Below are 22066 nucleotides of genomic sequence, written 5' to 3' on the forward strand. Positions count from 1 at the left end.
GGGGACGTGATTGGGGGAGGGTGAGACTTATTTCCCGGATGCGATGACGTTTTCGTGAGGTGGCGGATCTCGTGTCCCGGGCGCAACGCAGCGCGATAGCGCTGCTTCGCAGAGCCGGGACCCAGAAAGCCGCGCGGCACGCGGTGAGATGGGCCCCGGCTCTGCGGCGCATCACTGCGTACTGCGCAGCGTCCGGGGCACGATACCTATTTTGCGAACTCCCGCACGGCCTCCACCACGCGTTCCGGCACTTCCTGCGCCACGCAGTGCCCGGCGCCCTCAAAGACCAGCGTGCTGACGCGCGGAATCAGCGACACGGCGCGTGACGCCATCTCCTTGTAGATCGGTCCCGACTTCGCGGCGGTGGTGACGCGTACCGGGCAGTCGATCTCGGTGAGCGAGACAAACGGATTGCCGCGGGCATCGCCGACATAGACTTGCTCCATCGCCTCGTAGATCGGACGCAGGATTGCGAATTCGATCTCGGGCGTGCAGCAAAGCCGAACCCGGCCATTCTCCAGCGGCACGAAGCCGTGGCGCACATAGGCCCGCAGCGATGGTTCGGTCCAATCGGCAAACGCCGGCGCAGTGCGGTAGCGCTCGAACACGGTGTCGGCGCTGTCGAATTCGGCCCGCCGGCGCAGCGTGCCCTGCACGCGGGACAGGGAGTCTTCGCTCAATCCTCCGGGCCGCGCCGCGCGCGGATCCATCGCGGTCGGCTCCATCACGAACAGGCGCGTGAAGCGTCCGGGCCGAAGTTTCGTCGCGAGCAGGAGATCGGTCGCGCCGGCGCTGTGGCCGATGCCGTAGACGTCTCGCAGATCGAGCGCATCGATCACCCGGCAGACATCCTCGGCATAGTCAAGGAAATGATAGGCATCGGGCTTGTGGCTCGCGCCGTGGCCGCGGCGGTCGAGCGCGTAAACGGTGTAGGTCGATGCAAGCGCGCGCGCGACCTCGTCCCAGACGTCGGCGACGAAACCGGTGCCGTGCACGAGCAGCGCGGGCGGCCTCCCGCTCTCGCCCCATCGCAGCATGGCGATCTCTGTGTCGGCTGGGCCGATTGAAAAGCGATGCAGGCTGATCATGGTTGGGGCGCTACTTCGCATCCTCCAAAATCATCGTCGCACCTTTCTCGGCGATCATCGCGGTCGGCGTGTTGGTATTGCCGGAGGTGATGGTCGGCATGATCGACGCGTCGATAATGCGCAGACCGCTCAGGCCGTAGAAACGCAGCCGCTCGTCCACCACCGCCATCGGATCATTCGCCGCGCCCATCTTCGCGGTGCCGACAGGATGGAAGATGGTGGTGCCGATGTCGCCGGCGGCCTTGGCGAGCGAGGCATCGTCGTCGCCGACGGTGGGACCGGGCAGATATTCGCTCGGGCGATATTTCGCCAGCGCCTTCTGCTGCATCAGCCGCCGCGTGGCGCGGATCGCGTCGGCGCCGACCTGGCGGTCGTCGTCGGTCGACAGATAGTTCGGCGCGATGATCGGCTTCTCGTCCGGGCTCGCCGAGCGCAGCCGCACCGTGCCGCGCGATGTCGGCTGCAGATTGCAGGCGCTCACCGTGATCGCGGGGAAGCGGTGCAGGGGATCGCCGAACTTGTCGAGCGACAGCGGCTGCACGTGGAACTGGATGTTGGCGCGTGCGCGCGTCGCGTCGGAGCGCGTGAAGATACCGAGCTGCGACGGCGCCATGGTCAGCGGTCCGCGGCGGCGGAAGGCGTAGTCGAGCCCCATCAGGCCACGGCGGAACAAATTGTAGTAGGTCTCGTTCAGCGTGCGCACGCCCTCGACCTTGTAGATCGCGCGCTGCTGGAGATGGTCCTGAAGGTTGCGGCCGATTCCGGGCTTGTCCATCACGATGTCGATGCCGAGCGGCGACAGCCAGTCGGCGGGGCCGATGCCGGAGCGATGCAGCACCTGCACCGAGCCGATGGAGCCTGCCGAGAGGATTACTTCGCGTTTGGCACGCGCCTCGATGACCTCGCCATTCTGGATGAAGCGCACGCCGACGGCGCGGCCCTGCTCGATGATGAGACGATCAACCAGCACGTTCTTCTCGAGTCGCAGGTTGGGACGGTTCAGCGCCGGCTTGAGGAAGCCGCGCGCCGACGACCAGCGCCGGCCGCGCTTCTGGTTGACGTGGAAATAGCTGGTGCCTTCGTTGTCACCGGTGTTGAAATCCGGGATGCGCTTGATGCCCATCTCCTCGGCGGCATCGCCGACGGCGTCGAGAACGGCCCATGACAGCCGCGGCGCCTCGATGCGCCAGCCGCCGCCGGTGCCATGATGCTCGCTAGCACCGAGGAAGTGATCTTCGAGTTTCCTGAACAGCGGCAGCACGTCGTCATAGCCCCAGCCGGTCATGCCGAGCTGGCGCCAGTGGTCGTAATCGGCGGCCTGTCCGCGCATCGAGATCATGGCGTTGATCGCCGAAGAGCCGCCGATCACCTTGCCGCGGGGATAGGCCAGCGAGCGGCCGTTCAGGCCCGGCTCGGCCTCGGTCTTGAACATCCAGTCCGAGCGCGGATTGCCGATCGCGAAGAGATAGCCGACCGGAATGTGGAACCAGATCCAGTTGTCGTCGCCGCCGGCTTCGAGAATGAGGACGCGATTCCCTGATATGGCCGAGAGGCGGTTGGCGATGATACAGCCGGCCGTGCCGGCTCCGACGACAACGTAGTCAAACTCACCTTCGAGCCGCCTCGGCATTCTGCTTCCACCCAAACAGGCGTCATGCCCGGGCTTGTCCGGGGCATCCACGCGCTTTCCGTCCTAATAGTCAGACGTGGATGGCCAAGACAAGATGGTGGCAAGCCCGGCCATGACGAGAGCACAGGGGACCCTCGATCCGCGGGAGTTAGGTGGACTGGTGCTTGCATGGTAGACAGTCCTGTATTCCCATCAAGGCTTGAGACCCTCCATGCCCATCGTGAACCGCGTCGCCGACCTCCAACCCGATATTCAGGCCTGGCGCCGGGACATCCACCAGCATCCGGAGCTGCTGTACGACGTCCACCGCACCGCAGCATTCGTTGCGGACCGGCTGCGCGAGTTCGGCTGTGACGAGGTCGTGACCGGCCTCGGGCAGACCGGCGTGGTCGGCGTAATCAAGGGCAGCAAGCCGGCCGGCGACGGGCTTAAGGTGATCGGCATGCGTGCCGACATGGACGCGCTGCCCGTCGACGAGCAGACCAACCTGCCTTACGCCTCCAAGACTCCGGGCAAGATGCACGCCTGTGGCCATGACGGCCACACCGCGATGCTGCTCGGTGCGGCCCGCTACCTCGCCGAGACCCGCAACTTCGCCGGCGATGCTGTGGTGATCTTCCAGCCTGCCGAGGAGGGCGGCGCCGGCGGCGCGGCCATGGTCAAGGACGGCCTGATGGAGCGCTTCGGCATCGAGCAGGTCTATGGCATGCACAACGGCCCGGGCATTCCGATCGGTTCGTTCGCGATCCGGCCGGGCCCGATCATGGCGGCGACGGACGAGGTCGACATCATGATCGAGGGCCTCGGCGGCCACGCCGCGCGTCCGCACAAATGCGTCGATTCCGTGCTGGTCGGCGCGCAGGTGATCACCGCGCTGCAGTCGATCGTCGCCCGTAGCGTCGATCCCCTCGAATCGGCCGTGATCTCGATCTGCGAATTCCACGCCGGTAATGCCCGCAACGTCATTCCGCAAACTGCGACGTTGAGGGGCACCATCCGCACGTTGTCGCCGGAGGTGCGCAAGCTGGTCGAGAAGCGCGTGCACGAAGTGGTGGCGGGCGTGGCGCAGATCACCGGCGCCAAGATCGATCTGCACTACAAGCGCAACTACCCTGTCGTGAACAACCACGCCGCGGAGACCGAGGTGGCGCGGCGCATCGCCAGGAACGTTGCCGGCGAGGCCAATGTGCACGAGATGCCGCCGTTGATGGGCGGCGAGGATTTCGCCTACATGCTGGAAGCGCGGCCCGGCGCCTTCATCTTCTGCGGCAACGGCGACAGCGCCGGCCTGCATCACCCCGCCTACAATTTCAACGACGAGGCGATCGTGTTCGGCACGTCCTATTGGGTCAAGCTTGTCGAGGAATCGCTCGCGGCGTCGTAACGCCGAACCCCGAAGCGCAAACGAAAAGGGCCCGTGCATCGCACGGGCCCTTTGTCTTTGAGTGGTGATGTCTTTGAGTGGTGATGTCTTTGAGTGGTGATCGGCTTCAGAAGATGCGCGAGAAGATCACATACAGCGTGGCCGACAGCGCGATCGCGCAGGGCAGCGTCAGCACCCAGGCCATCAGCAGGTTGCGGATGGTCGCCATCTGCAGGCCCGAACCGTTCGCGGCCATGGTGCCGGCGACACCCGACGACAGCACGTGGGTGGTCGAGACCGGCAGGCCGAACACGTCGGCGGCACCGATCGTGGCGGCGGCGACGAGCTCGGCGGAGGCGCCCTGCGCATAGGTGAGATGGGTCTTGCCGATCTTCTCACCGACCGTGACGACGATGCGCTTCCAGCCGACCATGGTGCCGAGGCCGAGCGCGATGGCGACCGCGACCTTCACCCAGGTCGGGATGAACTTGGTGGCGCTATCGAGCCCGCCCTTGTAGGCGTTCAAGGTCGCGACCTCTTCCTTGTTGAGGTCGTTTTCCTTGTCCTTCATCAGGAAGCGGATCGCTTCCGAGGTCAGGTACATGTCGTTACGGGTGTTGCCGACCACTTCCGCCGGTACCTTGTTGAGCGAGCCGTACTTCGCGACCTGGTCGCCGACATCCTTCACCAGCACCGACAGCGAGGGGTAGGTGCCTTCGCTGATGTGGTGCGAGGTGATGTACTGCGTCACCGCAGGACGGGGATCGCCGATGATCGAGTGACCAGCACCCTTGGCCGCGATCACCTTGGAGGCAGCCTCCGAGAGCTTCTGGAACTGGGCGACCTGGCTCTCCGGCAGCGCGCGGTTGAGCGCGTAGGCGGTCGGCACGGTGCCGATCAGGATGAGCATGATCAGGCCCATGCCCTTCTGGCCGTCGTTCGAGCCGTGGGCGAAGCTGACGCCGGTGCAAGTCGCGATCAGCAGGCCGCGGATCCACAGCGGCGGCGCCTTGTTGCCTTCAGGCGCGGCATAGAGCGCCGGGTTGCGCACGATGAACTTGAGCAGCAGCAGCAGCACGGCGGCGCAGATGAAGCCGAACAGCGGCGACAGCAGGAGCGCGTAGCCGATCTCGGTGGCCTTGCTCCAGTCGACGCCCGAGGTGCCGTCGCGGCCGCGCATCACGGCGTTGGCAATGCCGACGCCGATGATCGAGCCGATCAGCGTGTGGGAGGAGGAGGCGGGCAGGCCGAAATACCAGGTGCCGAGATTCCAGATGATCGCGGCGATCAAGAGTGCGAACACCATGGCGAAGCCGGCGCTGGATCCGACCTGAAGGATCAGCTCGACCGGCAGCAGCGAGACGATGCCGAAGGCGACCGCGCCGGAGGAGAGCAGCACGCCGAGGAAGTTGAAGAAGCCCGACCACATCACCGCGAATTCGGCCGGCAGCGAATGGGTGTAGATCACGGTCGCCACCGCATTGGCGGTGTCGTGGAAGCCGTTGACGAACTCGAAGCCGAGCGCGATCAGCAGTGCGACGAACAGCAGGATGTAGGGCAGGAAGGTCGTCACCTTCGTGCCGGTCGCGTTGACGTCGACATAGATGCTGTAGGCGACGAACAGCAGGCCCGCGGCAAGGATGCCGAAGAACAGGATCATCGTGAGCGGGTTAAAACCCTTGTCGAGATTTGGCCTGGAAGCCGGCTGGACAGGCGTCGGATCGCCTACCGCACGGTCGAATGCAACATCTGTCATTTTTGGACGCCCCTTAACTAATTTGAAGGGCTATTGTCCGCGATGGATTTGAAGGCTGGATGACAACTGCGTCGTAAAGTCGCTTTCCCTCCAGTATTTGCCAGTATTTAGGCGGCGCGCGGGGCTTGCTTCTGCAAGGCGGCCGCAATCTTCAGGTCTTCGACAAAGCGCTGATATTCCAGCACTTTGGCTTCCGGATCGGGCAGCCGGAGCAGATAGGACGGGTGCACCGTCACCAGCGCCTTGCGTCCGTCGGGCAGGTTTATGAGCCGGCCACGGGTCTTGCCGATCGGGGTGATCTTGCCGAACACGCTCTGCGCGGCGGTGGCGCCCATTGCCACGATGAGCTCGGGCTGGATTGCCGAAACTTCCCGCTCGTACCATTGCCGGCACGCCCGGATCTCCGGCGTTGCCGGCTTCTGGTGCAGACGGATCTTTCCGCGCGGCACGAATTTGAAGTGCTTGACCGCGTTGGTGACATAGACCTTGTTGCGGTCGACGCCGGCTTCCTGAAGCGCACGGTCGAGCATCTGGCCGGCCGGGCCGACGAAGGGGTGGCCGGCGAGGTCTTCCTTGTCGCCTGGCTGTTCACCGACCAGCATGATGGTGGCGTCTTTCGGGCCCTCGCCGAACACGGTCTGCGTCGCGTCCTTGTAGAGCGGGCAGGCGCGGCAATGGGCGGCCTCCTCGCGGAGCGCTTCGAAATCGTCGGCAGCCAGCTTGCGTGACATCGGAGCCTCCGGCCGCTTCTGGGGCTTGTGCGGATCGGTTGCGGCATTGGCGATCATGGCGCCGGTCATGCGCTCGGCGTCCTCGATCAAGGGCTTAATGATCGACGCCTCGGGCAGGTTCCTCCAGTATTTCTTCGGCATCTCCGTCTGCATCGCCTTCACCTTGAGCCGGGCCGGATTGAAGATGCTGGCGTAGTAGCGCAGCCAGGTTTCCTCCAGCCGGTCTTCGCCGGGTGCCTCGCTCTTGCTCACGCCCGACGTGAACGAGAGCGCGTGGCCATCCCAATGCGCACACAGATCGGGTGTCAGGATCGACCAGGGCATGTCGGCGAAGCGCTTGGCGAAGAACGGCGCGGCGAGCTCGACGATGTGATGCTCCGGCTCGAACCAGGCGACGTAATGCGCTGCGCGCTCGCGTCCGATCTCGCGGAAGCGCACGAAGGCATGCATCTTGTGCTCGTCGCGATGGACTGCTCGTGCCATCGCCGTGACCTGCGCGACATCGGGATCGGTCGCGACCTCGATGAGATCGTGATTGTCCTTCAATCGCCAGAGCAGGCGATAGAGGATCGCAAAGCGCTCGCCGTCGCGATGCAGGATCGCGGCCTTGGCGAGATCGACGAATTTTGCCGACACATTGAAGGTGCCATCATTCACCTCAAGTATCGGAGACGGGGCGGGCGGCGCGAACAACTCGGCTTCGCCGCCTTGTACGGTCCAGGTGACATCGGTTGGCTGCACATGATGCAGCACGAGCGACCGCGCGGCTTTGCGCCAGCCGTCGAAGTCGGTTTCGGTGTCGAGGGTGATGTACTGCATCAGAAGCCAAACCCCAGTTGTGTTGCCTTCGGCTTGAACCGCTCGATCAGCCGCGCCTCGTCGAGGCGGTGCGGGGCGGGGCGGTGATCGCTGAGGACGATGAAAGGCAGCGCCTTGTTGCGGGGCACGTGCAGTCGCGCGAGATCGGAGAGGCGGATCGTGGTGGTGCGCCGTGTCGCGATGATGCGTTCGACCGCCTTGGTGCCGAAGCCGGGCACGCGCAACAGCTCCTCGCGGCTGGCGCGGTTGACGTCGAGCGGGAAGCGGTCGCGATGGCGCAGCGCCCAGGCGAGCTTCGGATCGATGTCGAGCGGCAGCATCGCGCTGTCGTCGACGATCTCGCCGACGTCAAAGCCATAAAAGCGCATCAGCCAGTCGGCCTGGTAGAGCCGGTGCTCGCGCAGCAAGGGCGGCGCGCGCAAGGGCAAAGCGCGGCTGGCATCGGGGATCGGGCTGAAGGCGGAGTAGTAGACGCGTCGCAGCCGGTAAGAGCCGTAGAGATTGGCGCTGGTGTGCAGGATGGTGTGATCGGAGGCCGCGTCGGCGCCGACGATCATCTGCGTGCTCTGACCGGCGGGCGCGAAGCGCTGCGGCCTCGCCTTCGTCTTTGTGCTGCGGTTTTCCTCGGCCTCATCGAGCTTCAGCCGCAGCCGGCCCATGGTGCGACGGATCGCACGCACATCCTTCTCCGGCGCGTATTGCTGCAGGCTCGTCTCCTCAGGCATTTCGATGTTGATGGAGAGGCGATCTGCATATTTGCCGGCTTCTGCGATCAGCGCGTCGTCGGCCTCGGGAATGGTCTTGAGATGGATGTAGCCGCGGAAGTGATGCTTCTCGCGCAGTTTGCGCGCGACGCTGACCACCTGCTCCATGGTGTAGTCGGGGCTGCGGATGATGCCGGAGGAGAGGAATAGTCCCTCGATGTAGTTGCGCCGGTAGAAGTCGAGCGTGAGCTTGACCACCTCGTCGATGGTGAAGCGGGCACGCGGCACGTTGGAAGAGGCGCGGTTGACGCAATAAAGGCAGTCGTAATTACAGGCGTTGGTCAGGAGCACTTTGAGCAGCGAGATACAGCGTCCGTCCGGCGCGTAGGAATGGCAGATGCCCATGCCCGGCGCGGTCGAGCCCATGCCCTTGCCATCGCTGGAATCCCGCTTCTCGGTACCGCTGGAGGCGCACGACGCGTCGTATTTGGCGGCATCGGCCAGAATCTCCAGCTTGCGTTGTACGTCCATCGTGGAATCCCTTTGATTCAGCTTACGAATCCGGATGAGCACCAATTCGATTGACTCCCCGGCCGCTGTTAGCTTTATATTAGAACATATCATGAACAAACGAGCCAGCCGCAGGTTCTTATTTTTGAGACCCTCGGCAATCACCTCTGAAGGAGCGGCGTATATGAGCGGCGCACGGATGAACGCGCTTGCGACCTTGCGCGGCCAGATCGAGCGCATCGAGACGGCGGAGGTCGTGCATCAGCACGATCGCGTCGCGCTCGGCCACGGCGAGGTCGACAGCGCGCTGAAGGGCGGGCTCGCGCGCGCGGTGATCCACGAGGTGTTTTGCGAGGGCCGGCAGGGAACCGCCGCGACGGGTTTTGTCATGGGGCTTGCGGGGCGTGTCTCGCGGCGCCGGCCGCTGCTGTGGGTGCGGCAGGATTTTTCGGAACTCGAGACCGGCGCGCTGTCGATGAGCGGGCTCGCCGAGATCGGTCTCGATCCGCGCCGCGTGGTGATGGTGCGCGCCGCCGATGTCGAGAGCGCGCTGCGGACCTCGGCCGATGCGCTCGCCTGCGACGCGCTTGGCGCCGTCGTGCTCGAACTCTGGGGTGAGACGCGGCAGTTCGATCTCGTGGCAAGCCGCAAGCTGACGCTGGCCGCGCAATCGTCCGGTGTCACCGGCCTGATGTTGCGGATGGCCGCGCAGCCGCTGCCCTCGACCGCGGAGACGCGATGGATGCTGCGCGCGGCGCATTCGCCGCCGGGCCCGGCATGGAGTGCCTGGGGCGCGCCGCGCTTCGATGTGGAGCTCTTGCGCAATCGTCATGGCCCGTGCGGCCGGTGGATCATGGAATGGAAATGTGATGAGTGCCAGTTCTCTGAACCGTCGACGTATCCTCAGCCTGTGGCTGCCACGCCTGCCCATCGATCGGATTCAGCGGTTCTTCGGCGCGCTGGGTAAGGCCAATGATCCGAGCATCGTTGTCATCAAGGACAACAATGCGCTGGTGATCCATGCGCTCAATGAAGCCGCCGAGCGCCTCGGCTTGCACATCGGCCAGCCCCTGGCCAATGCACGGGCGATGTGTCCGGACTTGAAAGTGTTCGACGCCGATGTCGTGGCCGATGCGAAAACGCTCAGCGACGTCGCCGACTGGTGCGACCGCTTCACACCGCTGGTGGCGCTCGATCCGCCGCACGGGCTGTTTCTGGACATCACCGGCTGCGCGCATCTGTTCGGTGGAGAAGCTGCGTTGTTGCAGACGCTGGTCCGTGCATTGGCGCGGCAGGGCTTTGCCGTCAGCGCGGCGATCGCCGGCACCTCGGTCTGCGCGCGCACGCTGACGCGGCAGGCTTCCGGCACCATCGTCGCCGATGGCGGGGAGGCGGCGGCGATCAGCCGGCTGCCGGTGTCCGCGCTCGGTGCGGGCGAGGCCATCACCACTGGTCTGCGCCGCGCCGGCCTGAAAACCATCGGCGATGTCGCCTCGCGCGCGCCGCATGAGATCACGGCGCGGTTCGGCGCGCGGTTCTCCACGCTGCTCGCGCATGCGCAGGGGCATGGCGATGCCCCGATCAATCCGCGTAAACCGCTGCCGGATTACATCGTGGAGAAGCGCTTTGCCGAACCGATCGCCACCGACACCATGATCGCGATGACGCTGTCGCGGCTCGCCGATACGTTGATCGCGTCGATGGAAAAGCAGGGCAAGGGTGCACGCCGGCTGGAAGCTGCGTTTTTCCGCACCGACGGCGTGGTGCGCGCGATCATGGTCGAGGCCGGGCGGCCGGTCACGCAAAGCAAAGTCATCGATCGCCTGTTCCGCGAACGCCTCGATGCGCTCGCCGATCCGCTGGATCCCGGCTTCGGCTTCGACATGGTGCGGCTGTCGGCAAGCCGCACCGAGATCGTGGTGCAGGAGCAGCGCGATCTCGACGCCCATGTCCACGACAATGACGAACTCGCCGCGCTGATCGACCGCATCGCCGCGCGCATCGGCGGAAAGCGCGTCGTCGTGCATTTGCCTGAGGATACCCATATCCCGGAATGTGCGGTGCTGGCCGCGCCTGCCCAGCACCATCTCGCCGTGGCCATGCAGGCCGAATGGCCAGCGCGCGCCGAAAGCGAGCCGCCGCTGCGCCCCCTGCGGCTGTTCGACAGACCGGAGCCGATCAAGGTGCCGTTCGCGACCGTGCCCGACGGCCCGCCGCATCAATTCACCTGGCGGCGTGCGCTGCATGCGGTGGTGCGGGTGGAAGGGCCCGAACGTATCGCGATGGAATGGTGGCGGCAGGACGGCAAACAATTGACGCGGGATTATTTCCGTATCGAGGATGCCGAAGGCCTGCGCTTCTGGATCTTTCGCGACGGTCTTTACGAAGGAGAGGTGTTCGACGACGAAGGCAAACCCATTCCCCCCAACTGGTATGTGCACGGCCTCTTCGCATGAATACGCCCGCTTATGCCGAGATCGGCATCACCACCAACTTCTCCTTCCTGCGCGGCGGCTCGGATCCGCGCGCCTATGTGCATCAGGCGAGCATCCTCGGCATTCCCGTGATCGGCATTGCCGACCACAACACGCTCGCCGGCGTGGTGCGCGCCTACAAGGAGCTCGACAATGACAAGGTGCTGCACAAGCCGAAATTGCTGATCGGCGCGCGCATCGTCTTCATCGACGGCACGCCCGACATTTTTGTCTATCCGCGCGACCGCGCCGCCTATGGCCGGCTGTGCCAGCTCCTCACCAGGGGCAAGCGCGGCGACGACATCACGCGGATCGAGAAGGGCGAATGCCGTCTCACTTTTGCCGACCTTCTCGAGTTTTCCGAGGGCCAGCTCCTGGTCCTGACGCTGCCGCATCGCTTCGAGCCCGAGCAGGCGCTGGATGTTCTCGCCAAGCTCAGGGCGAGCCGCCCCGAGGGCGTGTGGCTGGCCGCGAGCCTGGTCTATCGCGGCGACGATCGCCGCCGCCTGGCGCGGCTCGATGATCTCGCCGCCAAAGCAAACGTGCCGCTGCTCGCGACCAACGAGGTGCTCTATCACGATCCCGGCAGCCGTCCGCTCCAGGACGTGCTGACCTGCATCCGGGAAAAAACCACGATCGAGGCGGTCGGACGGAAGCTCGAAGCCAATGCCGAGCGCTTCCTGAAGACGCCACGTGAAATGTCGCGGCTGTTCCGCGATTTTCCCGAGGCGATCGCGGAGACCATGCGCTTTGCGGACAAGATCAATTTCACGCTCGATCAGCTCAAATACCAGTATCCGGACGAGCCGGTGCCGCGAGGCAAGACCGCGCAAGGGCATCTGGAGGATCTGACCTGGGCGGGCGTGCAGACATATTTCGGCGGCAAGATCGATGACAAGCTGCGCGCGACCCTGATGAAAGAGCTCGCGCTGATCGCCGAGTTGAAATACGCGCACTACTTCCTCACCGTGCACGACATCGTGCACTACGCACGCAGCCAGAACATCCTGTGCCAGGGGCGGGGATCGGCGGCGAACTCGGCCGTCTGCTACGTGCTCGGCATCACCTCGGTCAATCCGACCAGCGTCGATCTCCTGTTCGAGCGCTTCATCTCCAAGGAACGGCTGGAGCCGCCTGATATCGACGTCGATTTCGAGCATTCGCGGCGCGAGGAGGTGATGCAATATGTCTATCGCCGCTACGGCCGCCACCGCGCCGCGATCATCGCCACCGTGATCCATTACCGTCCACGCAGCGCGATCCGCGACGTCGGCAAGGCGCTGGGCCTGACCGAGGACGTCACCGCCGCGCTCGCCGACACCGTCTGGGGAAGCTGGGGCAAGGGCCTCAACGACATGCAGGTCAGGCAGGCCGGGCTCGATCCCAACAATCCCATGATCAACCTCGCGGTCGAGCTTGCGACCGAGCTGATCGAATTCCCGCGCCATCTCTCCCAGCATGTCGGCGGCTATGTGCTCACCCAGGACCGGCTCGACACCTATGTGCCGATCGGCAACGCCGCGATGGACGACCGCACCTTCATCGAGTGGGACAAGGACGACGTCGACGCGCTCAATATGATGAAGGTCGACGTGCTCGCGCTGGGCATGCTGACCTGCATCAGGAAATGCTTTGATTTGATCGACGAGCACAAGGGCAAGCGTTGGGTTTTGGCGAGCGTCCCGCAGGACGATCCCAAGGTCTACGACATGCTGTGTGACGGGGAGTCGCTAGGCGTATTCCAGGTCGAAAGCCGCGCCCAGATGAACATGCTGCCGCGCCTGAAGCCGCGGACCTTCTACGATCTCGTTATCGAAGTCGCGATCGTACGCCCGGGCCCGATCCAGGGCGACATGGTACATCCATATTTGCGGCGGCGGAACGGCCAGGAGAAGGTGAGTTATCCCTCGCCATCACCCGAGCACGGTCCCGCGGACGAGCTCTACAAGGTGCTGCACAAGACGAAAGGCGTGCCCTTGTTCCAGGAGCAAGCCATGCGCATCGCGATCGAGGCGGCAAAATTCACCTCCGAAGAGGCTAACGGCCTGCGCCGCTCGATGGCGACCTTCCGCAATGTCGGCACCATCGGCCAATACGAGGAGAAGCTGATCGGCAACATGGTCGCGCGCGGCTATGATCCCAATTTCGCCAGAAGCTGCTTTGACCAGATCAAGGGCTTTGGTTCCTACGGTTTTCCGGAGAGCCATGCCGCCAGCTTCGCGCAGCTCGTCTACATCTCGTCATGGCTGAAATATCATCACCCCGACGCCTTCTGCTGCGGCCTGCTGAACTCGCAGCCCATGGGCTTTTACGCGCCGGCGCAGATCGTCGGCGACGCCCGCAAGAACGGCGTCAAGGTGCGCGACATCGACGTATCCTACAGCTTTGCGCAGAACACGCTGGAGAACACCGACGACGAGTATTGTGCTGTCCGCTTAGGCTTCCGCCAGATCGACGGTTTTCATTGGTTGGATGAAGATGAGGAGAGGTTGAAAGAAGTTCAGTTGTCATTCCGGGGCGCGCGCAGCGCGAGCCCGGAATCCATTTCTCCGCGTGCATGCGGCTCGATGGATTCCGGGCTCGACGCTGACGCGTCGCCCCGGAATGACAAGAGAGAAGACTGGGCCGACCTGATCATCGCCGCCCGCAACAGCGGTCCCTTCACCTCGCTCGAAGACTTCGCCCGCGACACCGGTCTGCCCAAGCGTGCGCTGATCCTGCTCGCGGATGCCGACGCCTTCCGCTCGCTCGGCCTCGACCGCCGCGAGGCGCTGTGGCAGGTGCGGCGGCTGCCCGACGACGTGCCGCTGCCGCTGTTCGAGGCCGCGACCGCGCGCGAGCAGCCGGACGAGCATGCAAAACCATTGCCGGAGATGCCGCTGGCCGAGCAGGTGGTCGCGGACTACCAGACCATCCGGCTATCGCTGAAGGGCCATCCGATGGAGTTTTTGCGCGAGATGTTTTCGCGCGAGCGTGTGGTGGCCTGCAGGGACATCAGCCATGAGAACGAGCGGCGCCGCGTCCGCTGCGCCGGCGTGGTGCTGGTCCGGCAGCGGCCGGGCAGCGCCAGCGGCGTCGTGTTCATGACGCTGGAGGACGAGACCGGCATCGCCAATGTCGTGGTGTGGCCCAAGATCATGGAGCAGTACCGCAAGGAGGTGATGGGCGCGCGCCTCATCCTGGTCGAGGGCTATATCCAGAGCAGCCCCGAAAAGGTGACGCATCTCATCGCCCAGCGCATGGTCGACCGCTCGCACGATCTGGTCGGTCTCGCCAACGACGCGCTGAGCCGCAAGCATCCGGTGCCGGCAGGCGCCGATCTGATCGAGCCCCTCAACGACGATCCCCGCGCCCACGCGGATATGCCGGCGCAAAAAATCCGCCACCCCCGCAACGTCCGCATCCTGCCGCCATCGCGGGATTTTCATTGAAGATGTGACGCAGAATGCCGCCACACCGTCATTGCGAGCGCAGCGAAGCAATCCAGACTGCCGCCCGTGGAAAGACTCTGGATTGCTTCGCTGCGCTCGCAATGACGAGCTTGTTGAGCCGGGCCGTGTCACACTCTCGGTGTCATACCCCGCGAAAGCGGGGTATCCAGTACGCTGCGCCCCCTTCGGCTCTAGCCGAGCCGTCTCTGGAATACTGGGTCGCCCGGTCAAGCCGGGCGACGACAGTGTGCTCGTCTCAAAAATTCACCCGGTTCGAGATCGCGCCGTCCACGACGAGATTGGAGCCCGTGGTGAACCCCGACACCGGGCTTGCCAGGAACACCGCCGCGCTTGCGATCTCCTGCGGCGTTGCCATGCGGCCCGTCGGATTGCGCTTCATCGCGTCATTGTAGCGCTCCGGCATGTTCTGCTCGATCATGTTCCAGACGCCGCCCTTGAAATAGACCGTGCCGGGCGACACCACGTTGACGCGGATATTCTTCTTTGCGTATTGCCGCGCCAATCCCTTGGCCATGTGGATCAGCGCCGCCTTGATCGGGCCGTAGGAGCTGGCGAGATCGGCCTGCGCCGCCGAGATCGAGGAGATGATGACGAAGGCGGCGTCGCCGCTCTTTTCGCCGCTCGCCTCGAGGAACGGCCGCGCGGCGTCGAACGCATGCACGGCGCCGAGCACGTCGAGCCGGAAGTTCTGCTCCCAGGACGCCGCATCGTGGCCCTGCGCCATCGCGCCGGCATTGGCGAACAGCAGGTCGACGCCGCCGAGCTCCTTTGCAGCAGTCTCGATCCAGGATTTCAGCGCCGCGCCGTCGGTGACGTCGACCGGACCGCCGCTGGCGCGGATCCCGCTTGCCTTGAGTTCAGTGACGATCGCCGCAACCTGATCCGCATTGCGCGCGCACACCGCGACATTGGCGCCTTCGCCGGCCAGCGTCGTTGCAATCGCCCGTCCGATGCCGCGTGTGCCGCCGAGGACGATGGCGTTCTTGCCTTTGAGACCGAGATCCATTGTTTGGTTTTCCTTTTTGTTGGTGCAGGGAGTGTAGCCGTTTCGAGAGACATGCTGAACTCTCCAATTCGTCATTGCGAGCGTAGCGAAGCAATCCAGAAATGCATCCGCGGAAACAGTCTGGATTGCTTCGTCGCAAGGGCTCCTCGCAATGACGTGGAGAGATGCGCCCGCCCTCTACTCCGGTGCTGCCCCCACCGGCGGGCCGCCGGGCGGGCGGTGCAGGAAGGTCAGCGAGGCGTAGGCGCCGGCCCAGGAGCCGATCGCCGCGAAAGCGACATAGAACGGGTTTTCGGTGTAGCTGATCACGGCGTAGGAGGAGAGCATGTACCAGACCGCGCTCCAGTTCGCCGCCGACATGCGCTTGCGCGCGATCACGGCCGAGGTGAACATGACATAGACCGCGTCTGTGGCCGCCGTTGCGATGAACACGGCGCCTGCGGTAAGGGGATCGATGGCGGCCATTGCATTCCTTTCTGCGATCATGACATGGTCGCGAAAACTACAGCATGATCCGGAAAAATGCGCAGCGGATTTCCGAAAAGATCATGCTCAAATGTGAGAGGGAGAGAAGCGGTCATGCAAAGCCCCGCCGATATTCTCAAGGATCTCTGGACCTCCGCCGGTGGCGATAAGGCCGCGCTCGAACGCGTGCGGCTGACCGGCGAGGAGCCGCAAATTCCGTCCTCGTTTCGCGTCGCCGTCGCCGGGCAGACGACGATCGCCGCCGCCGGGCTTGCCGCCGCCGAAATCTGGAGACTGCGCAGCGGTGAGACGCAGGACGTCTCCGTCGACATGCGCCACGCCGTCGCCGAATGCCGTTCGGAGCGTTATTTGCGCCTCGACGACAAGCCGCCGCCGCCGGCCTGGGACGCCATTGCCGGCGTCTACAAGACCGGCGACAACCGCTTCGTCCGCTGCCACACCAATTTCCCGCATCATCGCGACGCCGTCTGCAACGTGCTCGGTTGCGAGCCCGAGCGCGACAAGGTTCAGGCCGCGTTGATGCAATGGAAGGGCGAGGATTTTGAAACTGCGGCCTATGCCGCGGGCGGCGTCGTCGCCCTGATGCGCTCCTACGACGAATGGTCCGCGCTGCCGCAGGCGCGCGCACTCGCCGAACTGCCGCTGGTCTCGATCGAGAAGATCGGCGAGGCCCCGCCCAAGCCATGGCCGCAGGGATTGTCGAACGGTGATCGTCCGCTTTCCGGCCTGCGCGTGCTCGATCTCTCGCGCGTCATCGCAGGCCCCGTCGCCGGTCGCACGCTCGCTGCCCACGGCGCGGATGTGCTGCTCGTCTCGGGGCCGGAGCTGCCGGCCATTCCCTGGCTCACCATCGACACCGGCCGCGGCAAGCTCACCACGTTGGTCGAGCTGAAGAGCGAGGCGGGCAGGGCGCAGCTGCGCGAGCTGTTGAAGGGCGCCGACATCTTCTCGCAAGGCTATCGTCCGCGCGCGCTTGCAGCCCTCGGGTTCGCGCCGGAGGATGCAGCGAGCATCAATCCGGGCATCGTCTATGTCACGCTGTCGGCCTATGGCCATGCCGGCCCCTGGGCGGAGCGGCGCGGTTTCGATTCACTGGTGCAGACCACGACGGGCTTCAACCACGCCGAGGGGCAGGCCGCGGGCATCGACGGTCCCAAGGAATTGCCGGCGCAAATGCTCGATCATGCCACCGGCTATCTGATGGCGTTCGGCGCGATGATGGCCAAGGCACGCCAGGCCCGCGAAGGCGGGACCTGGCACGTGCGCGTGTCGCTGGCGCAGACCGGACGCTGGCTGTGGAATCTCGGCCGGCTCGATGGCGGCCTGGACACCCCGGATCTTACGGGCGAGGCCGTACATGCTGCATTCATCGAGCCCATGCCATCTGGCTTCGGCACGTTGAAGGCGGTGCGCCATTCCGCGCTGCTGTCGACCACGCCGGCGCGATGGAGCCGCCCGGCGATGCCGCTCGGCAGTCATCCGTCACAATGGCCGGTACGAAACTGACGTGAAGCTGACGCGATGCAAAATTTTAACGCAAACGGAAAGGTGGCTGGCGTTTTTTAGGTTGTTTGAAATCCCAATTCAGCACTATTAGCGCGACCGATAAGGCAGTCGTCTGCCGAGATCGTCGCAGACTTGACCGGGCCCCATGGTAGTTGAAAATACCAAGCGATTGCAGGTGTTTACAAAACAACGGGTGATCACATCCGTAGTTTTACTGGCACTCGCCTGCGCCGGTGCCTATGGCTTCCTGCGTGCGGGGGCCAAGGAGAAGAGCCACTCCGAGGTCTCCAGCCAGTCGCGCAGGAATGCGCAGAATTTCACGCCGACGCCGTCCGAGTGGGCGACGCTGACGATCGAGCCGGTCAAGGCCAAGACCTTCCGGGCCGAATATGTCACCGAGGGTAAGGTCGCGGTCGATGAGGATCGCTCGACGCCGGTGTTCTCGCCCTATGCGGGCAGGGTGACCAAGCTGCTCGCCAAGCCGGGCGAGATGCTGAAGCAAGGCCAACCGCTGTTCACGATCGAGGCCGCCGACACCGTGCAGGCCCAGAACGATTTCATCGCTGCGATGACCTCGCAGAACAAGGCGAAGTCTGCGATCGATCTTGCCGACATCCAGTTCAAGCGCGCCAAGGACCTCTATGAGGGCCACGCCATCCCGCTGAAGGACTATCAGCAGGCCGAAGCGAACCAGGTCCAGGCGCAGAACGACATGCGCTCCTCGGCGACGGCGCTGGAGGCCGCGCGCAACAAGCTGCGCATCCTCGGCTTCACCGACGAGACCATCAAGGCATTCCAGGAGAAGGGCGTCATCGATCGGGAGATCACGATCCATTCGCCGATCTCCGGCACCGTCGTGCAGCGCAAGATCGGTCCGGGCCAGTACGTCAATTCCGGCGCCAGCGATCCGGTGTTCGTGATCGGCGACCTCTCCACGGTCTGGCTCACCGCCTTCGTGCGCGAGAGCGATGCGGCCGCCGTGTGCATCGGCCAGGACATCAGCGTCAACGTGATGGCGCTGCCGGGCCACCCCCTGACCGCCAAGATCAACTACGTCGCCGCCGCCATCGATCCCAACACCCGCCGCCTGCTGGTTCGCGCGACCATCGACAACAAGGACGGCCTGCTCAAGCCGGAAATGTTCGCCAACGTCACGATCTATTCGGCCGGCGACCGTGCCGCGCCGGCGGTGCCGAAGCAGGCGCTGATCTACGAGGCCGACAAGGTCCGCATCTGGGTCGCGCGCGAGGACAAGTCGGTCGAGCTGCGCCAGATCAAGATCGGCCTCATCAATGGCAATCTCGTCGAGGTTACCAGCAATCTGAAGCCAGGCGAGCAGATCGTCACCAAGGGCAGCCTGTTCATCGACCGCGCGGCGTCCGGTAGCTGATCGACGACCCAAGAAAATTGAAGACCTGAATGGATCGTCTCGTCGCCCTTGCCGTCAACCGGCGCTTCCTGATGGTCGGGATGTTCGTCGCCGTGCTGATCGGCGGCGTGATCGCGTTCAACCAGCTCAACATCGAGGCCTATCCCGATCCGACGCCGCCGATGGTCGACATCGTGACGCAGAGTCCGGGCCTGTCGGCGGAAGAGATCGAGCGCTACATCACGATTCCGATCGAGACCCAGGTCGCGGGTCTGAAGAACCTCACGACGATCCGCACCATCTCGCTCTACGGCCTCTCCGACATCAAACTCCAGTTCTCCTTCGCCTACACCTATGACGAGGCGCAGCAGCAGGTCTTGAACCGCCTGGCGCAGCTCGCGCCGCTGCCGGGCAATGTGCAGCCGCAGATCTCGCCGCTCAGCCCGATCGGCGAAATCTTCCGCTACCGCCTCGTCGGTCCTCCGAACTACAGCGTGCTCGACCTCAAGACCATCCAGGACTGGATCCTGCAGCGCCGCTTCCGCGCCGTGCCTGGCGTCATCGACGTCACCGGCTGGGGCGGCAAGAGCAAGACCTACGAGCTCCAGGTCGACTTCAACAAGCTCGTCGCCAACGGCCTGACGCTGCCGCAATTGCTCCAGGCGGTCAGCAACTCCAACGTCAATGTCGGCGGCAACACCGTCAATATCGGCCAGCAATCGGCCGTGGTGCGCGGCGTCGGCCTGATCCGTTCCATCGACGATCTTGCCAACACCATGGTTTCGCAGACCAACGGCAATCCGGTGCTGGTCAAGGACGTCGCCACCGTTACCGTCGGCCAAAAACCGCGTCTCGGCATTGCCGGTCTCGACGATTCCGACGACATCGTGCAGGGCATCGTCCTGATGCGCCGCGGCGAGCAGAGCTCGCCGACCATCAAGCGCGTCCACCAGCTCGTTCAAACCATCAACAACTCCAGCATCCTGCCGCCCGGCGTGCGCATCGAACGCATCTACGACCGCGGGGACCTGATCGAGCTCACCACCCACACCGTGCTGCACAATATGGTGGTCGGCATTTTGCTGATCGTACTGTTGCAGTGGATATTCCTCGGGGATCTGCGCAGCGCGCTGATCGTCGGCGCCACCATTCCGTTCGCGCTGTTCTTCGCCGTGATCATCCTGGTGCTGCGCGGGGAATCGGCGAATCTGCTGTCGGTCGGCGCGATCGATTTCGGCCTGATCGTCGACGCCACCGTCATCATGGTGGAAGCCATCTTCCGCCGCCTGACACAGACCACGCCGCTCACCGAATTCGAGCACGTCTCGCCCGAGACGCTGTTCGGCATGAAGAGCCATGCCATCCTCAGCGCCGCAGCCGACGTGTCGCGCTCGATCTTCTTTGCCGCTGCGATCATCATCGCGGCCTTCATACCGCTGTTCACACTCTCGGGCGTCGAGGGCAACATCTTCGGGCCGATGGCGCGCACCTATGCCTATGCGCTCGCCGGTGGGCTTCTTGCGACGTTCACGGTGACTCCTGCGCTGTCCGCGATCATCCTGCCCGCGCATGTCGAGGAGACCGAGACGAGGGTCATGCGGATCCTGCACCGGATCTACATGCCGGTGCTGAATTGGGCCGTCGCCAACCGCGGCATCATGCTTGGCGGCGCCGTCGGCCTCGTGCTGATGACGGTAGCCCTCAGCCGGCTGCTCGGTCTCGAATTCCTGCCCAAGCTCGAGGAGGGCAATCTCTGGATCCGTGCCACGTTGCCGCCGACCATCTCGCTCCAGGAAGGCAACACCTACGTCAACGAGATGCGCAAGCTGATCCGCGCTCGGCCCGAGGTAGAGTCCGTAGTTTCGCAGCACGGCCGTCCGGATGACGGCACCGACGCCGCCGGTTTCTTCAACGCAGAGTTCTTCGCGCCACTGAAGCCCGCCAGCCAATGGCCCGGCACCCACGACAAGGAAGAGCTGACCGCGCAGCTGTTGAAGCAGCTCGACGACCGCTTCCCAGGCGTCGAATTCAACTTCTCGCAATATCTCCAGGACAACGTCTCCGAAGCCGTCTCGGGCGTGAAGGGCGAGAACTCGATCAAGCTGTTCGGCAGCGATCTCCAGGCGCTCACCGATACCGCCAACAAGATCAAGTCGGTGCTGGCGACGGTGCAGGGCGTCACCGACCTTGCGGTGTTCACCTCGCTCGGACAGCCGACCATCCAGATCGACATCGACCGCGCCAAGGCCGCACGCTATGGGCTTGCGCCCGGCGACATCAACGCCACCATCAAGGTCGCCATCGGCGGCGACACCGCGGGCGATATCTACGAGCCCGGAAGCGACCGCCACTTCCCGATCATCGTCCGTCTCGCGCCGGAATATCGCAGGAGCGCGGAGGCGATCCAGAATTTGCGCATCGGCGCGCCCGGCCCCAACGGCACCGTCACGCAGATTCCCCTGAGCGAGGTCGCCACCATCAGCCTCGTCTCCGGCGCCGCCTACATCTATCGCGAGCAGCAGGAACGCTATCTGCCGATCAAGTTCTCGGTGCGTGAGCGCGACCTCGGCAGCGCGATCCGCGAGGCGCAGCAGAAGATCGCCGAGCAGGTGCAGCTGCCGCCCGGCGCGCATATGGACTGGGTCGGCGAGTTCGGCAATCTCCAGGACGCGATCCGCCGGCTGTCGATCGTGGTGCCGATCTCGCTGGCGCTGATCGGCGTGCTGCTCTGGTTCAATTTCGGCTCGATGACCGATACGCTGCTTGCCATGAGCGTGATCCCGATGGCGATCTTCGGCGGCGTGCTCGGGCTATTGATCACCGGCACCGCATTCAGCGTCTCGGCTGCGATCGGCTTCATCGCGCTGTTCGGCATCGCCGTGATGGACGGCATCATCATCCTGTCGCAGTTCAATCAGCTCATCGAAGAAGGCATGGACCGCATGAGCGCGGTGATACGTACCGGCGAGTTGCAGCTCCGGCCGGTGCTGATGACCTGCGTCGTCGCCGGCGTCGGCCTGCTGCCGGCGGCGCTGTCGGAAGGCATCGGCTCGCAGGTGCAGAAGCCGCTCGCCGTCGTCGTCGTCACCGGCATGATGCTCGCGCCGGTCGTGATTCTGGTGACCTTGCCGGTCCTGATTTCCTTCTTCTCCCGCCGCGCGCGCTGACCGCG

Annotated in this window: 14 protein-coding genes; 7 read left to right on the top strand and 7 right to left on the bottom strand. The window is 64.5% G+C overall.

Going from position 1 to position 22066, the window contains the following annotated elements; translation table 11 throughout:
• Positions 1–206: 206 nt before the first annotated feature.
• Together ACKWRH_RS13395 and ACKWRH_RS13400 are read right to left on the bottom strand one after the other, a co-directional pair.
• Positions 207–1088, bottom strand: coding sequence for an alpha/beta fold hydrolase (locus ACKWRH_RS13395; protein WP_445220924.1), 882 nt, complete (start codon positions 1086–1088; stop codon positions 207–209).
• 10 nt (positions 1089–1098) lie between these two features.
• Positions 1099–2718 (bottom strand): GMC family oxidoreductase, encoded by a 1620-nt coding sequence (locus ACKWRH_RS13400; protein WP_445220925.1) that lies wholly within the window; start codon positions 2716–2718, stop codon positions 1099–1101.
• Positions 2719–2929: 211 nt separating this feature from the next.
• Here ACKWRH_RS13400 and ACKWRH_RS13405 point away from each other — a divergent pair, with 211 nt between their 5' ends.
• Positions 2930–4102 carry a M20 aminoacylase family protein gene (locus ACKWRH_RS13405; RefSeq protein ID WP_085403878.1) on the top strand — a complete coding sequence of 391 codons (1173 nt, stop codon included), beginning with the start codon at positions 2930–2932 and terminating at the stop codon, positions 4100–4102.
• Positions 4103–4208: 106 nt separating this feature from the next.
• On the opposite strand, the gene ACKWRH_RS13410 is transcribed toward ACKWRH_RS13405, so the two are convergent.
• The 3 genes from ACKWRH_RS13410 to ACKWRH_RS13420 form a co-directional block, all read right to left on the bottom strand.
• Positions 4209–5837, bottom strand: a complete 1629-nt coding sequence (locus tag ACKWRH_RS13410; protein ID WP_445220926.1) for an inorganic phosphate transporter — start codon at positions 5835–5837, stop codon at positions 4209–4211.
• 107 nt (positions 5838–5944) lie between these two features.
• Positions 5945–7387, bottom strand: a complete 1443-nt coding sequence (locus ACKWRH_RS13415; RefSeq protein WP_445220927.1) for a UdgX family uracil-DNA binding protein — start codon at positions 7385–7387, stop codon at positions 5945–5947.
• Positions 7387–8622 (bottom strand): putative DNA modification/repair radical SAM protein, encoded by a 1236-nt coding sequence (locus ACKWRH_RS13420; protein WP_445220928.1) that lies wholly within the window; start codon positions 8620–8622, stop codon positions 7387–7389. Before ACKWRH_RS13420 ends, ACKWRH_RS13415 begins: the two co-directional genes overlap by 1 nt.
• 163 nt (positions 8623–8785) lie before the next feature.
• Here ACKWRH_RS13420 and ACKWRH_RS13425 point away from each other — a divergent pair, with 163 nt between their 5' ends.
• From ACKWRH_RS13425 to ACKWRH_RS13435, 3 genes are read left to right on the top strand one after another with little or no spacing between them, the layout of a single operon-like run.
• Complete coding sequence (locus tag ACKWRH_RS13425; RefSeq protein ID WP_445220929.1) at positions 8786–9568, top strand: ImuA family protein; 783 nt, start codon at positions 8786–8788, stop codon at positions 9566–9568.
• Positions 9471–11057: a Y-family DNA polymerase gene (locus ACKWRH_RS13430; protein ID WP_445220930.1), complete on the top strand. Its 1587-nt coding sequence runs from the start codon at positions 9471–9473 to the stop codon at positions 11055–11057. The genes ACKWRH_RS13425 and ACKWRH_RS13430 overlap by 98 nt, the downstream gene beginning before the upstream one ends.
• Positions 11054–14506 (top strand): error-prone DNA polymerase, encoded by a 3453-nt coding sequence (locus ACKWRH_RS13435; RefSeq protein ID WP_445220931.1) that lies wholly within the window; start codon positions 11054–11056, stop codon positions 14504–14506. The genes ACKWRH_RS13430 and ACKWRH_RS13435 overlap by 4 nt, the downstream gene beginning before the upstream one ends.
• A 256-nt stretch (positions 14507–14762) precedes the next feature.
• Here ACKWRH_RS13435 and ACKWRH_RS13440 read toward each other — a convergent pair whose 3' ends face one another.
• Positions 14763–15533, bottom strand: a complete 771-nt coding sequence (locus ACKWRH_RS13440) for an SDR family NAD(P)-dependent oxidoreductase (RefSeq protein WP_445220932.1) — start codon at positions 15531–15533, stop codon at positions 14763–14765.
• Between the two features lie 177 nt (positions 15534–15710).
• Positions 15711–15998: a hypothetical protein gene (locus ACKWRH_RS13445; RefSeq protein WP_212251384.1), complete on the bottom strand. Its 288-nt coding sequence runs from the start codon at positions 15996–15998 to the stop codon at positions 15711–15713.
• 114 nt (positions 15999–16112) lie between these two features.
• On the opposite strand from ACKWRH_RS13445, the gene ACKWRH_RS13450 reads away from it, so the two are divergent.
• The 3 genes from ACKWRH_RS13450 (at position 16113) to ACKWRH_RS13460 (ending at position 22061) form a co-directional block, all read left to right on the top strand.
• Positions 16113–17525, top strand: coding sequence for a CoA transferase (locus ACKWRH_RS13450; protein WP_445220933.1), 1413 nt, complete (start codon positions 16113–16115; stop codon positions 17523–17525).
• Positions 17526–17670: 145 nt separating this feature from the next.
• The gene (locus tag ACKWRH_RS13455; protein WP_445220934.1) at positions 17671–18915 is read left to right on the top strand and encodes an efflux RND transporter periplasmic adaptor subunit; all 1245 of its coding nucleotides are present in this window, start codon (positions 17671–17673) and stop codon (positions 18913–18915) included.
• Positions 18916–18944: 29 nt separating this feature from the next.
• Positions 18945–22061: an efflux RND transporter permease subunit gene (locus ACKWRH_RS13460; RefSeq protein WP_445220935.1), complete on the top strand. Its 3117-nt coding sequence runs from the start codon at positions 18945–18947 to the stop codon at positions 22059–22061.
• Positions 22062–22066: the final 5 nt, after the last annotated feature.

It is taken from the genome of Bradyrhizobium sp. Pa8 (assembly GCF_052588265.1).